The sequence below is a fragment of the Afifella sp. YEN Y35 genome (assembly GCF_047553465.1).
Lineage (GTDB): Bacteria > Pseudomonadota > Alphaproteobacteria > Rhizobiales > Afifellaceae > Afifella > Afifella aestuarii.
The window spans coordinates 1,922,391-1,938,562 of record NZ_CP180203.1; the positions used below are offsets into that span (position 1 = coordinate 1,922,391).

Genomic DNA, 16,172 nt, shown 5'->3' on the forward strand with positions numbered 1-16,172 from the left:
TCATCCCACCGCATGGCGCATCGCAGACGAAGGGCGCCCGGTGACGAATTGTTCGATCTGGCGTTCGATGTCGCCAAGCAGCGAACTTGCGCCGATGCGGAAGAGATCACGCTCCAACCAGTCCCGGCCGAGTTCTTCCTTCATCAGGATCTGCCAGGCGAGCGCATCCTTCGCCGTCTTCAGGCCACCCGCCGGCTTGAAGCCGATCTTCACCCCCGTGCGCTCCAGGTAATCGCGGATCGCACGCACCATGACGAGCGAGACCGGCAGGGTGGCGTTCACGTCCTCCTTGCCGGTCGAGGTTTTGATGAAATCGGCCCCGGCCATCATCGCCACCATGGACGCGCTGTAGACATTCTGAAACGTCTTCAGATCGCCAGTCGCCAGGATCGCCTTCATATGGGCAGCGCCGGAGGCCTCGCGCATCGCCGCCATCTCGTCGTAGAGCGCCTGCCAATCCTGCGCGAAGACATGAGCGCGGGTGATCACGATATCGATCTCGCTCGCCCCCTGTGAAACGGCATAGCGGATTTCCTCAAGCCTGAGCGGCAGCGGCATCAGCCCGGCAGGAAAGCCCGTGGCGACGGAAGCGACGGGAATGCCGGAGCCGTCCAACGCCTTCACGGCCGGGCCGACCATGGTCGGATAAACACAGACCGCAGCGACGGTCGGCATGTCGGCAAGCCCGAGCGCTTCGACGAGATCGGTCCGCAACGGTCGCCGTGCCTTGGCGCAGAGACGGCGCACCCGCGCCGGCGTGTCGTCCCCCGCCAAAGTGGTGAGATCGATCGCCATCAGCGCCTTCAAAAGCCAGGCCGCCCGCCATTCCTTTTTCAGCCCCCGACGCCCCGCCAGCGTACCGGCTCGCCGCTCCACGGCCGAGGCATTGATGCGCATCTCCTCGAACCAGTCTTTCTTGAGCGGCATGCCCGGATTGCGCGCATGATCCCACGTCGGCGCGATCCCTTCGGAGCCGCCCGCTGCGGGTACGCGCCCAATGGCGAAAGGGGCGCCGAACGGAAAGACGCGCTCTTCAGACATTTCTCGCTCCCGGTTTCGCAAACGCGGCCGCTTTGCGTGCCCACATAAGGCGGATCGGAGCTGCGCCGAGCCTCCATCGGCCCTCGCCAGCCTTGATCATTCTCGGACGACCTTAGCGGCGCGTATAGCTGACGGGAACGGTAAAGGTCATGGAGCTGCGCCCGAACTCGGGCGGGATGCGCGGAAAGGGTGAGGCCCGATTGACCATGGCGACGGCCGCCCGGTCGAGCGCGGCATCGCCAGAAGAGCCCGTGAGGCGCACACCGCCGGCCGCACCCGAGGCGGAGATCGTGAAGCGCACGGTCACCGTTCCATCGCCGCGCCCGCCGGAAGGATAACGTTTGTAGCGCGCCAGATGGGCATAGATGCGGCTGTTGTAGGTCGCCATCGCGCGTCGGCTCGGCCCCTGCGCCTGACTGCCGCCGCCACCGGCACGTGCTCCGGCGCTCGGCGCCGGACGGCTGCGGGCGACGTCCCGGCGCGCGGCCTCCTGGCTTTCGGCACGACGGCGGGCTGCCGCTTCGGCACGCTCGCGCTGGCGCCGTTCGGCGGCTTCTCTCTCGGCCTGCTTTTCGGCGCGGTAGGCTTCCAGCACCTCCTGTGGCACGGCGTCGGGCCGCGCCTGCGGCATCGCCACCTCGGGCTCCGGCGAGAGCGCAGTCATCTCAGTGACCTCTTCAACCGGCTGCAGCACCTCTTCGACCGGCTCCACTTCCTCCGCCGGGCGCGCCTCTGCGACCTCGTCGGGCTCGCTCGGCAAAACCTGTTCTGGAGGCACCTGCTCCACGGTATCCGGCGTGGGCGGCTCAGCCGTTTCCTCGTCTTGAGACGGCGGCACCTCTTCCGGCACGACCTCCTCCAGCGTTTCCGGCGCAATGGCTTCGACGACCTGCGTCTCCTCCACCGGATCGAGCGGCTCGCCCGTTTCGACAACGTCGCTCGGGCTTTCCGCGTCGTTGGCGCTCACATCGCTCATCATCTGGAAAAAATCCGCCTCGGCGATGCCGGCGACCGCTTCGGGCTGACCGGCGCCGCCATCGAGCGCCGATTCTGGCGAAGCCATAAACGTGACCAGAACCGCCGCATGCAGTGCGACGGCGACAACAGCCGCGACGATCCAGGCCACCCGGTCCTTCGTCACCGGGCGCTCCCTCGCACCGTCATCAGTTCGACCTTCGCAAGTCCCGCGGCGGTCAGGTCATCGAAGACAGGCTTCAATCGCTCCATGGTCACGCCGCGATCGAGCACGAGCGGAATTTTGCCGGCATCGGGCTCAGCGACCGCAAGACGCCGGCGCAGGGCTTCGCCCCTCAGCTGCTCGCCGTCGAAATAGGTGAGACCCTCCGCATCGACATAGACGGCATTGGCGGGGATCGATGGCGCCGGCTCGGCACCCGCCCTCACGTAGTCCACCGGAGCGGAGGGAGCCGGCATCAGCGTCCCGGCGAGCAGGAAGAAGATCAGAAGCAGAAAGACGACATTGATGAGCGGGACGAGGTCATCGCCCGGCGTAGATTTGCGTGGTTGAGTGAGCCGCATCGCCGCCCCGCTCAGTGCACCAGAAGAACCGGGCCGATCGCCGCCCGGCGCGCCGCATCGACGGCCGAAACGATGTCCTGCGCGACGGCTCCGGAAGAGGCACGCACGATCACCCGGGCTTCGTCGTCACCGCCCTTGTCCTTCAGCCGTTCACCGAGTGCCGCAAGCTCCACCGGCGCCCCATCGACGGCATAAAAACCGTCTTCGCGGACCGAGATTAGAACATTGCGCATCGGCGCCGCCTGGCGCGACGAGGCGCCCGTCTCGCGCGCCAGGGTGACATCGACCGAGCCGAAGCGCGCAAAGGTCGAGGCCAGCATGAAAAACAGGAGCAGCAGAAAGACGACGTCGATCAACGGCGTCATGCTCATGGCACGGTGGCGGGGCGCCCTGGCGCTAATGCGCATGAGCGGGCTCCGTCAGATGCGCAGAGAGTGCCTCTTCCTCACCCGCCCGTTCGCCCAGATGAAGACGCGCCTCGGCCGTCGTCAGAACGGAGGTGGCGAGGTTCTCGATCGCCTGCCGTTCCTGGTCGATGCGTCCTTCGAACCAATGGAGGGCGAGGTTGCACGGAATGGCGACGGCAAGGCCGACCGCCGTCGTCAGAAGCGCCACCCAAATGCCGCCGGCGAGCATCGCCGGATCGACATTGGAACCCGCCCCCTGCAGCGTCTGAAAGGCCTCGATCATACCGAGAATGGTGCCGAAGAGACCGAGAAGCGGCGCCACCTGCGCGATCGCCTCAAGCCCGCGCAGATGCCGGCGCAGACGGTAAAGCTCCTCGTTCGCCACCCGCTCCACCTCTTCGCGGAGGACGGAGGGCGCAACCCGCTTCATGGAGAGCGCCATCGCTGTTGCGACCACCGTCGCCGTCGGTCCTTTGAGGTCCCGCACCTTGGCGAGCGCCTCGCGCCGCTCGCCCTGCCGCCAGTCGCGCACCGCACCGGCGACACGACCGCGCCGGCCGCCGGCCAACGGCAGAATGTCGAACAGCTTACGAATGATGATGGCGAGCGCCACGATCGACAGGACGATCAGGATCGCCACCACCGGCCCGCCGAGATCGAGGAGCCCGAGCGCGCGGTCGAAGTCGAGCCCTAAGAAATGATTGCCGCCGGCACCCGTCATATCCGGCGGCAGCGCGTTATCAGCTGTGCCCATCGGCGCCGTCGCTGTCCCAGGATCGGCGCCGAACGCATCGGGGCCCGTGCCATCCGGGGTTCCGGACGGCGCGGCCGCATATGGCGCAGACATATCCGGAGAGGCGGCTTCAGGCCCGGACACCGCGCCGTCGGCGCCCTGGGCGCCAGCGGGAGGGACGGCCCCATCCATCGAGGGCGTCGCATCGGACGGCGCCGTTGCACCGGGCGAGGCAGCGTCCGGGGTCGCCTGAGCGAGGCGCATCGGCGCTTCGAAATCTGCGGGATTCGTCATCGCATTCACTGTGTTGCCTCCGCCCCATCCGTGGCGGTCTTGCCTTGATCGGAAACAGTCAGGATCAATGCGGCATCGGCGCGGCTCGACGGTGCGAGCTCGGCAAGGCAGGTGGCCGGTCCGAGCCCCTCCCCCTTGCAGCCGACCACGTCGTTGATCAGCACCGAACCGACATCGCTGCATTGCGTATCGGCGAGATCATATTGCGAGACGCGGATCTTGCCGGGGATGAGCGGCTGCGATTTCAGGACAAGAAAGCGCATGGCGCCCCCGTCCGGATCGAAGAGCACAGTTTCCAGTTCGAGCTGCTCGATCGTCACGTCGAGGCGGTTGGTGAAGACGAGCGACAGGCGGCAGGTCGCGTCCATCTGCTGCAACCGGTTGAGCTCGACCCCGATCTTGCCGTCGGCGGCGGAAGCCGAACCGGCGAGCCCGAAAGAGATGAGAGCCGCACCAAGCACAACCCTCGTTCCCGACCATGTGGTTTTCGACACCGGCAATTCTCCAAGAACGTCTCGCAGGCCGATCGAGGCTCGGCCCCGACCGCTGACCTCAGGCGCTACATAAGTTGACTGTAAAGGTCAACAATTTGAGGCAGGACCTTTCGGCCCGGCAGGGATCGCTCATCCAAAGATGCTCGTAAAAAGGCAGTCGCGTGCTTCGCAACGCCCGGTCCCTTTCGCCCGCGCGCCCAAAGCCGAATCCCTGCCGAGACTTAAAAGCCGCGGCTCAGGATTCGATTCATGGGCTTCACACGTCGATTCAGATCCTTCAAGCGTCCTGTGAAGCAATCTCCCGTCTCGGCCGACGCTTGTGGCCTTTGAGTGCCACATAGATCGCCGGAATGACGAGAACGGTGAGCGCCGTCGAGGAGGCGAGGCCGAAGAGAAGCGAGATCGCCAGCCCCTGGAAGATCGGATCGGCGAGGATCACGGCGGCCCCGATCATGGCGGCGAGCGCCGTCAGAAGGATCGGCTTGAAACGGATCGCGCCGGCCTCCAGGAGCACGTCGAGAAGCGGCCGTTCGGGGTCTGCCGCCTGCGCGTGTCGGATGAAGTCCGCGAGCAGGATCGAGTTTCTGACGATGATGCCGGCGAGTGCAATGAAGCCGATCATCGAGGTCGCCGTGAAGGGCGCATGAAAGAGCCAGTGGCCGAGCATGATGCCGATGAAGGTCAAGGGGATCGGCGTCAGGATGACGAGCGGCAGCTTGAAGGATCCGAACTGCGCCACGACCAGGATGTAGATGCCCAGAATGGCGACGCCGAAAGCTGCGCCCATGTCGCGGAAGGTCACCCAGGTCACCTCCCATTCGCCGTCCCATAGAAGCGTCGGATGGGCTTCGTCCTGCGGCTGACCATGCAGCTTGACCGTCGGCTTCGGCAGATCACCCCAATCGGTCTCGTCAATCTTCTTGTCGACGGCGAGCATGCCGTAGATCGGGGCTTCATATTCGCCGGCGAGCTCCGCCTGCACCATCACCGCCGCGCGGCCATTGTGGCGGAAGATTGGATAGGAGGCCTGCTCCTCGGTGACGTTGACCACATCGCCGAGTTCCACGATCGAGCGGTTGCCAGGGAGCGCATCGGCGGCCACCGGCGTCGACAGGGCGCGTTCATCGAGCACCTTGTCGCCCTTCGACAGGCGCATGACGATCGGGATCGGATGCCGCCCGCCGCCGCGATGCGAATAGCCGAGCGTGGAGCCCGAATAGAGCGCGCTGATCGTGTCGTACACGTCGCCCTGCTCCACCCGGTAATATTCCAGATTATCCTGATCGATGGCGATGCGGCTGCGCTCGGCCGGATTGCCGAAGCTGTCATCGACATCGACGATGAAGGGCACGTCTTCGAAAATCTGGCGGACTTTTCGTGCCACCGCACGACGGGTCTCGCCGTCCGGCCCGTAGATTTCGGCGAGAAGCGTGGACAGGACCGGAGGCCCGGGTGGCGGCTCGACGACTTTGAGCGCAGTGCCTTGCGGCAGATCGAGACCGACAAGGGCCTCGCGCATGGCAAGCGCGATGTCGTGGCTCGAGCGGTCACGCTCATCCTTGCCGAGGAGATTGACCTCCACGTCGCCCTGCTCGGGATTGGCGCGGATATAATAATGGCGCACCAGCCCATTGAAATTGAAGGGTGCCGCCGTTCCCGCATAGGTCTGGAAGGAAACCACCTCCGGAATATCGGCAAGCCTCGTGACGATCTTCTGCAGCGCCCGATCGGTCGCCTCGACGGACGATCCTTCCGGCAGATCGACGACGACCTGAAGCTCGGTCTTGTTGTCGAACGGCAGGAGCTTCACCGTCACATGCTTCGTATAGAAGAGCGAAAGTGAGGCGAGCGTGGCGATGCCGACGACGATCAGGAAGACCCAAGCGCCCGCGCGGGTCACCAGGATCGGCCGCGCCACGGCGATATAGAAGCGGCCGAGAAGGCCGATCTGGTGGCCGGCATGTGCGCTGGCCGCGCCCTCGTCGCGGCGCCCGAGCTTCATCATCAGCCAGGGTGTCAGCGTCACCGCGACGAAGAACGAGAAGAGCATGGCACCCGACGCATTCGCCGGGATCGGGCTCATATAGGGTCCCATCATGCCGGACACGAAGAGCATCGGCAGAAGGGCTGCCACCACCGTCAAGGTCGCCACGATCGTCGGATTGCCGACCTCCGCCACCGCTTCGATCGCGGCCTGACGTTTCGACCGGCCGTCGCGCATCGCCCAGTGGCGCGCGATGTTCTCGATGACGACGATCGCGTCGTCGACCAGAATGCCGATGGAAAAGATCAGCGCAAAGAGACTGACGCGGTTGAGCGTGTAACCCATCAGGCGAGAGGCGAAGAGCGTCAAAAGGATGGTCGTCGGGATGACGACCGCGACCACCATGGCCTCGCGCCAGCCGATCGCGATCGCCACCAGAACGACGATCGAAATCGTCGCCAGGCCCAGATGGAAGAGAAGCTCGTTCGCCTTCTCGTTCGCCGTCTCCCCGTAATTGCGGGTGATCGTCATGGCGATATCTTCGGGGAAGATTTCGCCCTTCACCTGATGCAGGCGATGGACGATCTCATCGGCGATGACGACGGCATTCGTGCCGTGGCGCTTGGCAATCGCGAGCGACACGGCCGGCACCCGCGTCAGACCGGCATCGGTCTTGGCGACGTTGGCGACACGCGTCTCGTTCGGATCGGTCGCGAGCGTGATGTCGGCGACGTCGCGCACATAGACGGGGCGGCCGTCGCGCGCCGTCAGAAGAAGATTGCCGATCTCCGGCAATGTCTGCAGCGTCTGGCCGCCGACGACAACGCGCTGCCCGCCATCGGCACGTACCGTTCCGGCCTCGAAGGAACGGTTGGCACCTTGAAGCTTGCCGGAAAGCTGTTCCAGCGTGATGCCGTAAAGCGAGAGTTTTTCGGGATCCGGCTCGATGCGGATCTCTTCCGGCTGTTCGCCGACGATATAGGTCAGGCCGATATCGGGAAGCTTGGCGATCTCCACCTGCAATTCGCGCGCGATGCGGGTCAGGTCGTTCTCCGACCACCGCCCGGCCGCATCGGGCTCGGGCGAGAGCGTGACGACGACGATCGCCACATCGTCGATGCCGCGGCCGACGATCAAAGGTTCGGGGATCCCGGTCGGGATCTCGTCCATATTGGCCCGGATTTTTTCGTGAACGCGCAGGATGGCCGCATCCGAAGACGTGCCGACTTCAAAACGCGCCGTCACCATGGCAGCGTCGTCGCCGGTCTGGGAATAGACGTGTTCGACACCGTCGATGCTTTTGACGATCGTCTCCAAGGGTTCCGTCACGAGTTTGACGGCATCTTCCGCCTTCAGCCCGTCGGCCCGCACATGGATGTCGACCATCGGCACAGAAATCTGCGGTTCCTCTTCGCGCGGCAGGGTGACGAGGGCCACAAGGCCGAGCGCGAAGGAAGCGAGCAGCAGAAGCGGTGTGAGCGGCGATGAAATGAAGGATTTCGTCAGGCCGCCGGCAAGGCCGAGCTTCATGGCAGGATCACCCGGTCGCCCGCATCGAGGCCGCTCAGGATTTCGACCGTTTCGGCGTCCGCGTCTGAGGCACTCGGATCGGCGGTCTCATCTTTCGCCTGCGGCTCAAAAGTCCGGCCGAGAACCACGGCGACTTCGACGGGCCCCTCTTGCGTCTGAAGCGTGACGTAATCGATCCCGTGGCGGGTCGTCACCGCCTGGCGCGGCACGGCGAGAACCTCCCGCGTCGCAACCGGAATCCAGACCAGCGTGCGCTCGCCGACAAAATAATCGCCGAGGCCTTCGACCTCGACATCGGCCTTCACCTTGCCGTCCTCGATCTCCGGATAGACCTTGACGAGGCGGCCGGTGCGCGGCTCGACGTTCCGGGCCGAACCGTCAGCGCTCAACACCCGGTCGCCGACCTTCACCATGTCACCCTCGACGATCTCCGCCGCATGGCGCTCCGGTAGCGACAATCTCAGGAAATAACCGCCGCCGGCGACGGTCGCGATCTGATCGCCGGCCATGACGACGGAGCCCGGTGTCACCGGCACGTCGAGCACGCGCCCCGAGGCGGGAGCCAGCACTTCGCCCTCGCGGGCATTCTGTTCGATCACGGCGCGTTCGGCTTCGGCAGCCGCAAGCTGATTGGTATAGACCTGGACCTGGGTCGAAGCCTCATCGAGACGCGATTGCGAAACGGCGCCGGTGGTGCGCAGCTGTTGGGCGCGCTCCAGATCCGTATTGGCATTGGCGAGCTGCGAGCGCAGGACTTCGATCTTCGCGTCGGCCGCCCGTTTCTGGATCGGGATCTTGTCGTCGATGATGACGGCAATCACCTCACCCTTCTCGACCTCGCTTCCCTCATCGACGGAAATCTTTTCGATCGTTCCGCCGATGCGTGCCCGCGCCGCGACGACATCGCGGCTTTTGACCTGGCCGAACACGGCCTTGGTCTCCGGCACGACGCGCGGCGTCACGGTCATCTCGGCAGAGGCCGCGGGCAACGCCGCCAGAGGCATGGCGACCAGAGCGACGAGGATCGTGGCAAAGACTTTCGCAGCGGCAGAACTCTGCCGGGCAACTTTCAGCATGACGGTCTCAAAGAGGGAGGGTTAAAGCCGCCGGCTCGAGCCGGCGGCTCGACTGAATGAAGGCTTACGAGAAAGCGACGCCGGGCTGCATGCCCATCTTCTTGAAGATGAAGGCCGCCGGGCAGAAGCCCGTAAACGATGCCTGCAGCAGGTTGAGGCCAACGAACGCCGTCAGAAGGTACCAGTACGGCGAGGTCGCATAGCCCAAAAGCAGGGACAAAAGGATCATGCAGCCAGCAAAGGCGAGAACGGCACGGTCGACTGTCATTTCACTTTCTCCTTCGTTGGGCCGCCGATCTATTCAGCGGCCTCCATGTGGATTTCCTTGAGCTTCTTGATGCCGAGAGCATCGAGCACGACGTTTTCGAGGAAACTCGCGCTCTGCCCCTGGCGGATCTTGCGCAGGAAGTAGCGCTCGAAGCCGATCTTCGCGGCGTGCACCCACCGCCCCTGCGAAGACCAATTGACGTTGCGCGGCGGGATCTGGGGTTGAGCGATGAAGGCGATGCCGTCATCGCCGAAATCGGCGAGACAGACGGCATTCCAGGAGGCGACGGCATGCGGCTCCTGGCCTTTCAGGAGGGCGGAAATGTTCTCCGCCGTTGCCGTCACCATGGATTCGATCATGAAGCCGGTCTTGGGGACGCCTACCGGCAAAGCCGTCTTGCTGACCGGCGGGATCGCCACGCACACACCGATCGCAAAGACATTTGGATAGGTCTCATTGCGCTGGTGGCGGTCGATGGTGACGAAGCCGCGCGGATTGGTCAGGCCTTCGATGCCATAGACCGCGGGCACGCCGCGGAAGGCCGGCAGCATCATGGAAAAGGTGAAAGGCAGCTCGTGCGTCGCCTTCAGCGCACCATCGTCGTGGAGCTCCTCCACGACCATCGTGCCACCTTCCGCCTTCACCGTGCGCGCATTGGTAATCCACTTGATGTGGTGTTCGCGCAGCGCGCTCTCCAGAAGACCCTTGGTGTCGCCGACGCCATCGAGGCCGAGATGGCCGATATAGGGTTCCGGTGTGACGAAGGTCATCGGCACCTGGTCGCGCTTCTTGGCACGGCGGAGCGCGGTATCGAGCACGAAAGCGAATTCATAGGCCGGACCGAAGCAGGAGGCACCCTGGACGGCACCGACGACGACCGGCCCCGGCTTCTTCACCAATTCGTCGAAGGCCGCCTTCGCCTGCACGGCGTGCTCGATCTGGCAGATCGATTGCGTCCCCGCCTCGGGCCCCATTCCTTCGATTTCGTCGAAGGCGAGGTCCGGGCCTGTCGCGATGATGAGGTAATCGTAATCGAGGAACGTCCCGTCGTTGAGCTCGACGCGGTTTTCCTCAGGGTGCACGCGGCGCGCACCTTCCGGCCGGAAGCCGATCCCCTTGCGCGCCAGAACCGGCCCCACTTCGACCGTGATCTCGGATGGCTGACGCCAGCCCACCGCCACCCACGGATTGGACGGCACGAAGGAATATGTGCCGCCGAGATGCACGACGGTCAGTTCGTCTTCCCGACTGAGCTTCGCCTTCATCTCGTAGGCCATCACGATGCCGCCGAGCCCGGCTCCCATCACCACAATCTTCGCCATTAAACCCTCCCTCTCCGGCCCCTGCGGCCTGTGCTGCCTCGCAAGCGGCAAAGCCGGCGCGGCCACCGCCACCGGCCGCAAAGCGGTCCGGCGCGAGGTGAGACGGCTCCCGATTTTTCGGTGTCATCCGCCCCATCTGTCTTGCGTTTAACATTCAAACATTCTAATTTCAAGATGATGAATGTAACGGACATGATCCCCGCATCGGAGCGCGCAGCCGACCTCATGCGCAGCCTCTCGCATCCGCAGAGGCTGCTCGTTTTGTGCGCGTTGGGGCGGGAAGAAAAATCGGTCAGCCAGCTGCGCAAAGAGCTCGGTGGCATCGACCAAGTGCCTATGTCACAACACCTTATGCGGCTGAGGGCGGATGGCCTCGTGCTCTCCAGGCGCAAGGGCACGAACGTCTTTTACCGCATTGCCCGCCCTGAAGTTCTCGTCGTCATCGAGACCTTGCATGGCGCCTATTGCACCCCGCCCGTGGCGGCGGAGGACTAGGTCGCCCCGTCTTCACCGTTTTGTGTTGATGGCGTGAAAGCCCGATGCGCGATTGACCGCCTGTCGGGCGAAAGTTAGGACGGCCGAGGCTCCCCACCCCTGCGGCAGCGTTCCCCGATGACCATATCCATTCCGTCCGGCGACACGCCCGGCACCCGCCTTGCGACGCGGCTCGCCTTCTTCATTGCCGGCTTCGGCACGGCCTGCTGGGCCCCGCTCGTGCCTTATGTGAAAACCCGCCTCGGCGTCGACGAGGCCGGGCTTGGCCTGCTGCTCTTGTGCCTCGGCGTCGGTTCGGTGTTGACCATGCCGGCGGCCGGCGCCCTGTCCGGCCGGATCGGGGCGCGCGCCGTCGTTCTCGCCGGGTCACTCGGACTTGCCGTCACCCTGCCGCTACTCGCCGTCGCACCGACGAGCACGGCGATCGCCATCGTGCTCTTCGCCTTCGGCGCCTCCATCGGCGCTGTCGATGTCGGCGCCAATGTCCATGCCGTCGAGGTGCAGGAGGCGGCCGGCATACCCCTCATGTCGAACTTCCACGGGCTTTACAGCGTCGGCGGCCTGATCGGAGCGGCCGGCATGACGGGCGCCCTTTCGGCCGGGCTTGCTCCCTCCGTCGCGTCTCTCGCCGCCGCCGTCATTCTGGCCCTTGCGATCGTCGTTGCCTCGCCTCGGCTGCTGCGCACGCGGGCCGAGGATCATACGCCCTTGTTCGTGCGCCCGCGCGGCATCGTGCTTCTGATCGGCCTTCTCGCCTTCGTCATGTTTCTGACGGAAGGGGCGATGCTCGACTGGGGCGCCGTCTTCCTCACCGAGAACAAGGATTTTCCGGCTTCGCAGGCGGGGATCGGTTATGCCCTTTTCGCCGGCGCGATGACGATCGGCCGCTTCACCGGCGACCGCTTCACGCGGCTCGTCGGCGCGCGCAACATGCTGCTTATCGGCGCTGCGCTCGCCACGATCGGGCTCCTCAAGATCATTTTGATGCCGGCGCCTTTGTCTTTGATCGGCTTCCTCTTCGTCGGCCTCGGGGCGGCCAACATCGTGCCGCTGCTTTTCACCCAGGCCGGCCGCCAGAAGGTGATGCCCGCGGGGCTCGCCATCGCCGCCATGTCGATGTTCGGCTATGCGGGCGTGCTTCTCGGCCCCGCCCTCGTCGGCTTCGTCGGCAAGGCCTTCGGGCTCTCCATCGCCTTCGGAATGCTGGCCGCAATGGTCACGGTGGTGGCCGCCTGCTCACGACGGGCGACGCAACCGGATTAAAGAAAGCGCTTGGAGCGGCCCTATCGCACGGGGGTCACAAGGATCTCGCCGACATTGACGTGTTCCGGCTGCGAGACCGCGTACATCACCGCCGCCACGACATCCTCCGCCTTCAAGGCATCGGGCTTCCGCTCGTCGAAGAACGGCGTGTCGACCATGCCGGGCTCGATCAGAGTCACGCGCGCGCCGGTGCCTTCAAGCTCCTCGCGCAGATTCTGGCCGTAGCCGGTCACCGCCCATTTGGTGGCGCCGTAAACCGATCCGCGCATGGTCATGCGCCCGGCGCGTGAGCTCGTGATGAGGATGTGGCCGCGGTTCTTCTTGATCTCCGCCAGCGTCACCTTGGCGGTGAGCACCACGCCCAGAACGTTGGTCAAAATCATCTCGCGGAAATTGTCCGGGTCGCCGCCCTCCGTCCCGGAGCCCTTGGAGCCGACGCCGGCATTGGCGAAGACGACGTCGATGCGCCCAAAAGCTTCAAGCGTCTTGTCGACCATCGCCTGCTGGTCCTCCAGGCTCGTCACGTCGCAGGAGATCGCAATCGCCCGCTCCTTGCCGAGTTCGGCGACGAGGCCTTCGAGCTTGTCCTTGGAGCGCGCGGCGAGCACCACGTTGTAGCCGGCCTCAACGGCCGCGCGCGCCGTCGCCGCGCCGATACCGGTCGAGGCGCCGGTGATGAGAAAGGTCTTCATGAATTGCTCCCGGAGCATTTGACGTCAGGAAGGGGCGCGCTCCAAGGAGCGCTTCACCCCAACCTAAGGCGGCAATCGCCGGGGGCGATAGCCGGACCCAAAGGTTCACCGCGCCGATCTCGCCGGTTCGGGCCGCACGCGGAGCCGACGGATCAAGTCGAGCGCCTCCGCCGGAGGTTCAAGCTCCACCCGGCGATATTCGCTGCCGCTGCGCGTGCGCCAGACAAGGCCGAGATCGACAAGCGCACGGCGCAAGAGCGCAGGGTCGCCAAAGGCGTGCCGCGCCACAAGGAAGGCGTTCACCTCCGCTTCGGTGAAGCTTTCACCAGCCGGAAAGAGCGACCAGATGAGCCAGAGGCAGAGATTGCGGTCGCTTTGCCGCTTCGGCCAGCGCAGGAGCACGGCATTTTGGTCGAACTGGCGCAGCACCCGCTTCAATCGCCGCTCGTCGGCAGGCGGATTGTCCGCCGCACGATCGATTTCAAGATGATCCGCCGACGGATCGCCAGACGCGACCTGCTCGCCGGACAGCTCCTCGCCCAACATGTTCGCCCGCAACTGTTGAAAGTTGCGGTGCCCGGCCGAGCGGGCAAGCATATTGAGCAACTCGAGATGGCTCGGTGGAGCCTCATGATCGGCGAGCTGTCGGCGGAGCGACTTCGCAAACGTCGACATGTCGCGCGTGGCGAGTGGAATGGGAGTCCTGGACATGACCAACCCTCAAGCGTGCCGTTCCAGAATGGGGTCGAGGGTCACCGGCTTGCGACGCGGCACGAGGCTTGGTGTCGAGCTTTATTCTCTGGCAGGTTTAGCTTCCCTCGCGGGACGGTGACGCCTGGGTGAACTGCGGACCCTCGCCACCCTATGCTCCAGCCACCCGCGCTTTGCAAGAGGCATCCAGGATCTGCTTGCCGGGGTATCACCGGCCTTCAGCGTGGCTCTCGAGCTTATTCCTGCTTGCGCGGCGCGCACGACATTGGCGCGCACGACATTATTGCCGATCGACGGCGCTATACCGCGACCTTAGCCGGGGCGCTTCCACTGCTTCTGCTGCCGCGGGGATTCGCCCAAGGCTATTGCATCCGCCGAGGCCAAATCGCTCAGGGCGCCGACGCGAACCGGCACGCGCGAGGGGAAACGAACTACCAGATCTAGCTCGCCGCCGAGCGCTTCGACATAATTCCTCAGCGTGGACAGATACATGTCGGTTTGTTTCTCGATCTTCGAGACCGAGGGTTGCTTGATCTTCATCGCAGTGGCGATCTCAGCCTGAGCTTTGCCTACGGCACGGCGCAAACTTGCAAGACTCTCGACCTCATCCACCAGTTCGGCAAAACGGTCGTCGACCCGCTTGCGGCGTTCCCGCGGAAGAGTCGCGATGATCTCATCAAGAGTACGGCCCATCACCTCGCCTCGTTTTTCCCTACAGCCCCAATTTTCTGAGATGCGTACGATAACGTTCGTCGGCTTTGTCGATCAGCGTTTTGTAGAACCGTCTTTCGCTAACACCTGTCTTATTCCCCGCAATCAGCAACACCGCTGAGCGCACAGGATCGAAGGCAAACGCCAATCGCCAGACGCCGTGTTCTGCTCTGAAGCGGAACTCCTTCATGTTCGGGAAGGCCGATCCGTTCAAAGTGTCGACATGCGGCCGGCCCAGCTGCGGACCATAGTTCGCAATCAGCTTCGCACCCGCAAACACCTCAATCTGGACGGCTTCCGAAAAGTCTTCGAGATCCCTTTCGAACTCATCCGCGAAGATGACAGTCCACGCCAAAATATAGCTCCGAGGCTATGCGCCGTCAAATCGGCAGAGCTTGCGCCACCAACGGGGAGGAAAGGCAATCCGGCAATACCTCCTTTTGCCACGCCCGATCCCCGCACATATCTGCGTGAGCGTTCTTTTAGAGGCCAACCGTTTGATGACAGCTTATACCCTCACCCGATCGCTTCGACGGAGACTTCGTATTCGGGTCGACCCTGCTTCTCGAAACCGGTCAGGTTGGCGATCGTCGTTTCGGCGATCGCGCTCAACGCCTCCTCGGTGAAGAAGGCCTGGTGGCCGGTGATGAGGACGTTCGGGAAGGTGAGAAGCCTGGCGAAGACGTCGTCCTGCAACATGTAGTTTGAGAGATCCTCGAAAAACAGATCCGCCTCTTCTTCATAGACGTCGAGGCCGAGCGAGCCGATCTGCCCGCTCTTCAGACCCTCGATCAAAGCAGGCGCATCGACGAGCGCACCGCGGCTCGTGTTGATCAGCATGCAGCCCGGCTTCAAGGACGCGATGCGGTCTGCGTCGACGAGATGGCGCGTGCCGGGCGTCAACGGGCAGTGCAGCGTGATGACATCGCTTTCGGCAAAGAGTTCGTCGAGCGAGACGTAACGCGCTCCGTCGGCCAGGCAGTCGGGGTTCTCGCGCAAATCATAGGTGAGGACGTTCATTCCGAAGCCGCGGAGGATCTTCACGACCACGGCGCCGATGGCACCCGTGCCGACGACACCCGCCGTCTTGCCCTTCAGGTCGAAGCCGAGCAGGCCTTCGAGCGAGAAGTTGCCCTCGCGCACGCGGTTATGGGCGCGGCAGAGCTTGCGGTTGAGCGCCAGGATGAGCCCGATCGTATATTCGGCGACCGCATGTGGTGAATAGGCTGGCACGCGCGCCACCGACATGCCGAGCCGGTGGGCGGCGGCAAGATCGACATTGTTGAAACCCGCACAGCGCAGGGCGACGAAGCGAACGCCCTCCTCCTTCACCGACGCCAGCGTCTCCGCATCGGCGCTGTCGTTGACGAAGATGCAGACGGCATCGGCGCCGCGTGCCAGCGGCGCCGTCTCGCGCGTCAGATGCGGTTCGAAGAAGTGGAATTCGTGGCCGGAGCCCTCGCCGGCCTTCTCGATGAAGCTGCGATCATAGTTCTTCGTGCTGAAGACGGCGACTTTCATGGGCCCTTCACCTCCTTGGGATTCGTCCTGTCGGTGTCAGGCTGCAATTGGGAAGGATCGGGGGCAATTCCAAGCGATGGCTGCTCTGCAC

The 16,172-nt window shown here is 64.3% G+C and carries 17 protein-coding genes; 2 read left to right on the forward strand and 15 right to left on the reverse strand.

The window, feature by feature from the left end:
* From deoC to ACK8CP_RS09105, 10 genes are all read right to left on the reverse strand, one after another.
* On the reverse strand, positions 1–927 hold the full coding sequence (gene deoC / locus ACK8CP_RS09060) for a deoxyribose-phosphate aldolase (protein WP_414834225.1): 927 nt from the start codon (positions 925–927) through the stop codon (positions 1–3).
* 226 nt (positions 928–1,153) lie between these two features.
* Positions 1,154–2,182, reverse strand: coding sequence for a TonB family protein (locus ACK8CP_RS09065; RefSeq protein ID WP_414834069.1), 1,029 nt, complete (start codon positions 2,180–2,182; stop codon positions 1,154–1,156).
* Entirely contained in the window at positions 2,179–2,580 is a 402-nt protein-coding gene (locus ACK8CP_RS09070; RefSeq protein ID WP_414834070.1) for an ExbD/TolR family protein, read from the reverse strand. Before ACK8CP_RS09070 ends, ACK8CP_RS09065 begins: the two co-directional genes overlap by 4 nt.
* Before the next feature lie 11 nt (positions 2,581–2,591).
* The gene (locus tag ACK8CP_RS09075) at positions 2,592–2,987 is read right to left on the reverse strand and encodes an ExbD/TolR family protein (RefSeq protein WP_414834071.1); all 396 of its coding nucleotides are present in this window, start codon (positions 2,985–2,987) and stop codon (positions 2,592–2,594) included.
* Positions 2,977–4,014, reverse strand: coding sequence for a MotA/TolQ/ExbB proton channel family protein (locus ACK8CP_RS09080; RefSeq protein ID WP_414834072.1), 1,038 nt, complete (start codon positions 4,012–4,014; stop codon positions 2,977–2,979). The genes ACK8CP_RS09075 and ACK8CP_RS09080 overlap by 11 nt, the downstream gene beginning before the upstream one ends.
* Before the next feature lie 5 nt (positions 4,015–4,019).
* On the reverse strand, positions 4,020–4,508 hold the full coding sequence (locus ACK8CP_RS09085; RefSeq protein ID WP_414834073.1) for a hypothetical protein: 489 nt from the start codon (positions 4,506–4,508) through the stop codon (positions 4,020–4,022).
* 277 nt (positions 4,509–4,785) lie between these two features.
* A complete protein-coding gene (locus ACK8CP_RS09090) occupies positions 4,786–8,022 on the reverse strand; it encodes an efflux RND transporter permease subunit (protein ID WP_414834074.1) in 3,237 nt (1,078 codons plus the stop codon).
* Complete coding sequence (locus tag ACK8CP_RS09095; protein ID WP_414834075.1) at positions 8,019–9,098, reverse strand: efflux RND transporter periplasmic adaptor subunit; 1,080 nt, start codon at positions 9,096–9,098, stop codon at positions 8,019–8,021. Before ACK8CP_RS09095 ends, ACK8CP_RS09090 begins: the two co-directional genes overlap by 4 nt.
* 64 nt (positions 9,099–9,162) lie before the next feature.
* Entirely contained in the window at positions 9,163–9,366 is a 204-nt protein-coding gene (locus ACK8CP_RS09100; RefSeq protein WP_234630749.1) for a DUF2892 domain-containing protein, read from the reverse strand.
* A gap of 29 nt (positions 9,367–9,395) precedes the next feature.
* On the reverse strand, positions 9,396–10,688 hold the full coding sequence (locus ACK8CP_RS09105) for an NAD(P)/FAD-dependent oxidoreductase (protein ID WP_414834076.1): 1,293 nt from the start codon (positions 10,686–10,688) through the stop codon (positions 9,396–9,398).
* Positions 10,689–10,913: 225 nt separating this feature from the next.
* On the opposite strand from ACK8CP_RS09105, the gene ACK8CP_RS09110 reads away from it, so the two are divergent.
* Together ACK8CP_RS09110 and ACK8CP_RS09115 are read left to right on the forward strand one after the other, a co-directional pair.
* Positions 10,914–11,183: an ArsR/SmtB family transcription factor gene (locus tag ACK8CP_RS09110; RefSeq protein WP_234630829.1), complete on the forward strand. Its 270-nt coding sequence runs from the start codon at positions 10,914–10,916 to the stop codon at positions 11,181–11,183.
* Positions 11,184–11,300: 117 nt separating this feature from the next.
* Positions 11,301–12,446 (forward strand): MFS transporter, encoded by a 1,146-nt coding sequence (locus ACK8CP_RS09115; RefSeq protein WP_414834077.1) that lies wholly within the window; start codon positions 11,301–11,303, stop codon positions 12,444–12,446.
* A gap of 20 nt (positions 12,447–12,466) precedes the next feature.
* Here ACK8CP_RS09115 and ACK8CP_RS09120 read toward each other — a convergent pair whose 3' ends face one another.
* From ACK8CP_RS09120 to ACK8CP_RS09140, 5 genes are all read right to left on the reverse strand, one after another.
* Positions 12,467–13,138, reverse strand: a complete 672-nt coding sequence (locus ACK8CP_RS09120) for an SDR family oxidoreductase (RefSeq protein ID WP_414834078.1) — start codon at positions 13,136–13,138, stop codon at positions 12,467–12,469.
* Positions 13,139–13,243: 105 nt separating this feature from the next.
* A complete protein-coding gene (locus ACK8CP_RS09125; RefSeq protein WP_414834079.1) occupies positions 13,244–13,849 on the reverse strand; it encodes a DUF2087 domain-containing protein in 606 nt (201 codons plus the stop codon).
* Between the two features lie 312 nt (positions 13,850–14,161).
* Entirely contained in the window at positions 14,162–14,542 is a 381-nt protein-coding gene (locus ACK8CP_RS09130) for an XRE family transcriptional regulator (RefSeq protein ID WP_414834080.1), read from the reverse strand.
* A gap of 19 nt (positions 14,543–14,561) precedes the next feature.
* Entirely contained in the window at positions 14,562–14,915 is a 354-nt protein-coding gene (locus tag ACK8CP_RS09135; RefSeq protein ID WP_414834081.1) for a type II toxin-antitoxin system RelE/ParE family toxin, read from the reverse strand.
* A 161-nt stretch (positions 14,916–15,076) separates the two neighbouring features.
* Positions 15,077–16,081, reverse strand: a complete 1,005-nt coding sequence (locus ACK8CP_RS09140) for a 2-hydroxyacid dehydrogenase (protein ID WP_414834082.1) — start codon at positions 16,079–16,081, stop codon at positions 15,077–15,079.
* Positions 16,082–16,172: the final 91 nt, after the last annotated feature.

Excerpts from the sequence above, each read along its gene's own strand:
- deoC (WP_414834225.1), bottom strand. The coding sequence starts at position 927 with ATGCCGCTCAAGAAAGACTGGTTCGAGGAGATGCGCATCAATGCCTCG.
- ACK8CP_RS09070 (WP_414834070.1), bottom strand. The coding sequence starts at position 2,580 with ATGCGGCTCACTCAACCACGCAAATCTACGCCGGGCGATGACCTCGTC.
- ACK8CP_RS09075 (WP_414834071.1), bottom strand. The coding sequence starts at position 2,987 with ATGCGCATTAGCGCCAGGGCGCCCCGCCACCGTGCCATGAGCATGACG.
- ACK8CP_RS09080 (WP_414834072.1), bottom strand. The coding sequence starts at position 4,014 with ATGACGAATCCCGCAGATTTCGAAGCGCCGATGCGCCTCGCTCAGGCG.
- ACK8CP_RS09090 (WP_414834074.1), bottom strand. The coding sequence starts at position 8,022 with ATGAAGCTCGGCCTTGCCGGCGGCCTGACGAAATCCTTCATTTCATCG.
- ACK8CP_RS09095 (WP_414834075.1), bottom strand. The coding sequence starts at position 9,098 with ATGCTGAAAGTTGCCCGGCAGAGTTCTGCCGCTGCGAAAGTCTTTGCC.
- ACK8CP_RS09100 (WP_234630749.1), bottom strand. The coding sequence starts at position 9,366 with ATGACAGTCGACCGTGCCGTTCTCGCCTTTGCTGGCTGCATGATCCTT.
- ACK8CP_RS09105 (WP_414834076.1), bottom strand. The coding sequence starts at position 10,688 with ATGGCGAAGATTGTGGTGATGGGAGCCGGGCTCGGCGGCATCGTGATG.
- ACK8CP_RS09110 (WP_234630829.1), top strand. The coding sequence starts at position 10,914 with ATGCGCAGCCTCTCGCATCCGCAGAGGCTGCTCGTTTTGTGCGCGTTG.
- ACK8CP_RS09115 (WP_414834077.1), top strand. The coding sequence starts at position 11,301 with ATGACCATATCCATTCCGTCCGGCGACACGCCCGGCACCCGCCTTGCG.
- ACK8CP_RS09120 (WP_414834078.1), bottom strand. The coding sequence starts at position 13,138 with ATGAAGACCTTTCTCATCACCGGCGCCTCGACCGGTATCGGCGCGGCG.
- ACK8CP_RS09125 (WP_414834079.1), bottom strand. The coding sequence starts at position 13,849 with ATGTCCAGGACTCCCATTCCACTCGCCACGCGCGACATGTCGACGTTT.
- ACK8CP_RS09130 (WP_414834080.1), bottom strand. The coding sequence starts at position 14,542 with ATGGGCCGTACTCTTGATGAGATCATCGCGACTCTTCCGCGGGAACGC.
- ACK8CP_RS09140 (WP_414834082.1), bottom strand. The coding sequence starts at position 16,081 with ATGAAAGTCGCCGTCTTCAGCACGAAGAACTATGATCGCAGCTTCATC.